At 68.4% G+C, this 3756-nt stretch carries 3 protein-coding genes; 1 reads left to right on the top strand and 2 read right to left on the bottom strand.

Annotated elements, in window-relative coordinates:
* Positions 1-207 precede the first annotated feature (207 nt).
* On the top strand, positions 208-1011 hold the full coding sequence (locus D7Y21_RS40595) for a pseudouridine synthase (RefSeq protein ID WP_120565241.1): 804 nt from the start codon (positions 208-210) through the stop codon (positions 1009-1011).
* Here D7Y21_RS40595 and D7Y21_RS40600 read toward each other — a convergent pair.
* Positions 1008-3050 carry a serine/threonine-protein kinase gene (locus tag D7Y21_RS40600; RefSeq protein ID WP_121718567.1) on the bottom strand — a complete coding sequence of 681 codons (2043 nt, stop codon included), beginning with the start codon at positions 3048-3050 and terminating at the stop codon, positions 1008-1010. The two genes, D7Y21_RS40595 and D7Y21_RS40600, sit on opposite strands and share 4 nt — an antisense overlap.
* A 27-nt stretch (positions 3051-3077) precedes the next feature.
* Entirely contained in the window at positions 3078-3668 is a 591-nt protein-coding gene (locus D7Y21_RS40605; protein ID WP_147469527.1) for a hypothetical protein, read from the bottom strand.
* Between the last annotated feature and the right edge of the window lie 88 nt (positions 3669-3756).

Raw genomic sequence — 3756 nt, forward strand, 5'->3', positions numbered from 1 at the left:
AGGGAGGCGACGAACTCGGGCGGGGCTTCAGCGGTTTCGGGGGGACGCGTGGACACGGCGGGCGCGCACATGCGCAGAGCCGCCTGGGGGAGTCAAACGGCGTGGTGCCCCCCTGGAAGCCCTCCTGCTCGTATCCATGTCCAGGGTGTTCGGGGAAATCCGCTGGCGTGACGCATCTGATACAGCGGGCGGCAGACGGGAGGACGCATGGCGCGCAAGCAACGGACGCCCAGGTGGCTGGAGGCCGCGAGGCGCAGGGGACCGGAGACCCCGGTGGGCCCCCGCACGGACTGGCTGGCGCGAGCGTTGGGCCGGGCCGGCGTGCTGCCCCGGGCCGAGGCCGCGCAGGCCATCCATGACGGCCGCGTGGAGGTGGACGGCCGGGTGGAGCGGGAGCCGTTCGCGCCGGTGGGAGAGGGGACGCGGGTGCGCGTGGACGGCGTGGAGCGCGCGCTCACGCGCCAGGTGCGGGTGCTGATGTTCCACAAGCCCTCGGGGCCGGTGGTGCACGGGTCGGATCCAGAAGGCGTGGGCACTGTCTTCGAAAGGCTGCGCGCGGTGCTGCCGCCGGAGCTTCAAGGCTTCGAGTGGTACGCGGTGGGCCGCTTGGACCGGGACACCACGGGGCTCCTGCTCTTCACCAACGACGAGCGGCTGGTGCGGCACGCGACGGCGCCAGAGACGCACCTGCCCAAGCGGTACGTGGCGCGCGTGGAGGGGCAGCCCCCGGAGGCGGCGCTGGCGAGGCTGCGAGAGGGATTGACGCTGGAGGACGGCCCCACGCGCCCGGCGGAGGCCGTGCTCCGCGCGCCCGACGTGGTGGCGCTCACGCTCACGGAAGGAAGGCACCACCAGGTGAAGCGGATGCTCGCGGCGGTGGGGCACCCGGTGCTCGCGCTGCACCGTGAATCAGTGGGGCAGGTGGCGCTGGACGTGGCGGAAGGGGCGTGGCGCGAGCTGACGGAAACGGAGGTGGCGCAGGGGTTGGGGTTCCAGCCCGGCGCGGACTAGAAGCCGAGGTTCTTGATCCGCTCTCTCGCCTTCGCTGGGTTCGCCATGTTCCTGGGGGACATCAGCATGTACCGGTCGTGGGCCTTCTTGGCCTTGGCCTTGTTGCCGGTCAGGGTGTAGGCGGTCTCCAAACCCAGCCAGGCTCGCCGGAGACTGGGATTGTTCCGGGTGACGTCCTCCAGGAGCTTCACCGCCTGCTTGTGGTCCTTGGCGGTGCCCGGCTTGAGCTTGATGAGCGTCAGGCCCAGGTCGAGCTTGGTGTCGAACGAGTCCGGCTTCATGGCCAGCGCGTTCCGGTACGCGGCGGCGGCCTCCGGGTACTTCTCGTCGCGGAACGCCGCGCGGCCGGTCTCCATCATGTCGGCGAAGGTCTCCGGCTTCACGATGCGGCCCGAAGCCGATGAGAGCGCCTTCGCGTCATCCAGGATCCGCACGACCTTGGCGCGGCTGGGGTGCGTGTCGGGGGCGTACTCCAGGAAGCGCTGATAGTGCGTCACGCTGCTGCGGCTGTCATTGATCCGCGAGTACAGCATCCCGAGCAGGAGCTGGCATTCCCCTTCCCGGGGGAACCGCGTCTCGCATTGATGCGCCAGGTCCACGGCGTCCTGGAGCCCTCCCTGCTGCACCCGCGCCTGGACGCGGTCCTGATAGTCGGCCAGGGACAGGGGCGCTTCCGGAAGCGGTTCCACCGTGAGGGGCGCGCTGCCTGTCGCCTGGGGGACCGGTGTGGCCGCCAGGGTGGGGGGCGGTGCCGTGTCGGAGAGGGATTGAACAGCGGCGGCAGGACGCTCGATGGGGCGCGTGGCTCCAGGGTGCTCGGGAGGCGCACCGGGGGCGCCGAGGAGCCAGAAGCAGCTGGCCCCGATGGCCAGGCCCGTGGTGCTCAATCCCAGCATCCACTTGCGCGACGCCGCGGGTGCGAGCGCGGTCGGGGCTTCCTCCTCCACGATTTCAACGCGGGATTCGGGGATGGGGATCCTGCCGGTATGGAGCAGCGGCCTTGGGCGCGCGGGCTTCTTCGGGAGCGCCGGTTCCTGCTCGCGCCAGGACTCCAGCTCCTCCTGGAAGGAGGGGGGAACCGACAGCTCGCGGCCGTGCGAGAGCAGGTCGTCACGAAAGAGCATCCGCAGCAGGTGCGCGAGGCTCAGCGAGGAGACACCCGGGTGGTTCGTGTGCAGGAAGCCAGAGAGGGCTTCCGCGAAGGCGTGGCTGGATTCGAAGCGCTCGGACTGCTCCGGATGCAGGGCCTTGAGGACGATTCGCTGGAGTGCTGCTGGCAGGTCCGGCCGTGACTCGCTCAGCGGCGGGAGCTCGCCGCGCGCGATGCGCATCATCACGGCCTGGGGAGGCCCGTCCAGGGGAAGCCGCCCGCAGAGCAGCTCGTACAACACGACGCCCGTGGCCCAGATGTCCGTGCGCGCGTCCACGTCCTCTCCGCGCGCCTGCTCCGGGGAGAAGAAGAGGTACTTGCCCTTCACCACGCCGGGTTCGGTCTTGAGGTCCCGGATGAGCTGCGCCTTGGCGATGCCGAAGTCGACGATCTTGACCTGGCCCTCGTAGCTGACGAGCACGTTGTCCGGAGAGATGTCCCGGTGGACGATGCCCAGCGGCTGGCCACTGCTGTCCGTGCGCGTGTGGGCGTAGTGCAGCCCCCGGCACATCTCCATGGCGATGAAGACGGCGATGGGGATGGGCAGGGCGCCCATGCCGCTCTTCATCGCGCGCTTGAGGAGGCGGTGGAGCGGTTGGCCGTCCACGAACTCCATGGCGAGGAAATACCCACCGTCCACCCGGCCGAAGTCGAAGACCTGGGCGACGTTGCCATGGGACAGCGTGGCGGAGATGCGCGCCTCGCTGATGAACATGGAGATGAAGGCCTCGTCGTTGGCGTACTCGGGAAGCACTTTCTTGATGAGCACGGGCTTGGTGACGCCCGCGTCGCCTACCAACTGGGCGCGCCATGTCTCCGCCATGCCGCCCTGGCCCAGCCAGGACACCAGCTCATACCGCCCGAAGGCGTCCCCCGCGTGCAGTGCCATTGGGCGGGCATCCTAAGCGCAGAACCGCTATTCGGTCATGCTGCTGGCGTACGCTCTTGAGGGATGGTTCTGGGGAGCGAGCGTCAGGAATAGCAGATAGTGTTCGCGGCTCTGCTTGCGTTTGTAGAGACGCTGGTAGCTGTCGCCCAGGATGAGATGGCATTCCGCGTTCCGGGGATCGAGCAGGACGCACATCCGCGCTGGGCCAAGCGCTTCGGCCTTTCGTCTTCGCTTGGAGGTCTCGGCGGCCTGCTTGTGGAACAGCTTGCTCCAATCACCGTCACTGCGCCCGGGTGCCGCCGAGGCTTGCGAGGCCGTCCCGGACGGCTCCTCGGTCATCTGCGCCAGCAGAAGCGCCACGTCGAATGGATTCGGATCGAAGTCCGATGAATACAGCAGTTCGATGACGCGACTGCGATGGGGATTGCCTTCGGGGGTCAGCCGCACGAAGGCTTCGTAGTGGTCGGCGCTGGCTTGCAGATTCCGGAATTTGGCTTCGATCACGCTCAGGAAGAGATGGCATTGCGGCGCCTCCGGGTACTGGACCACGCAGTCATTGGCGACGATCCGCGCGCTATTGAAGTCCTGCTGCCCGATGAAGTCGCGGAGCTTCACCATGAAGTCACCGACGGTGAGCGGCCTGGCGCTCACCGTCGGTGGCTTCAGGGTGAAGCTCCGCGACTTCATCGGGCAGCAGGACTTCAAT

The sequence above is a fragment of the Corallococcus sp. AB045 genome, assembly GCF_003668895.1.
Lineage (GTDB): Bacteria > Myxococcota > Myxococcia > Myxococcales > Myxococcaceae > Corallococcus > Corallococcus coralloides.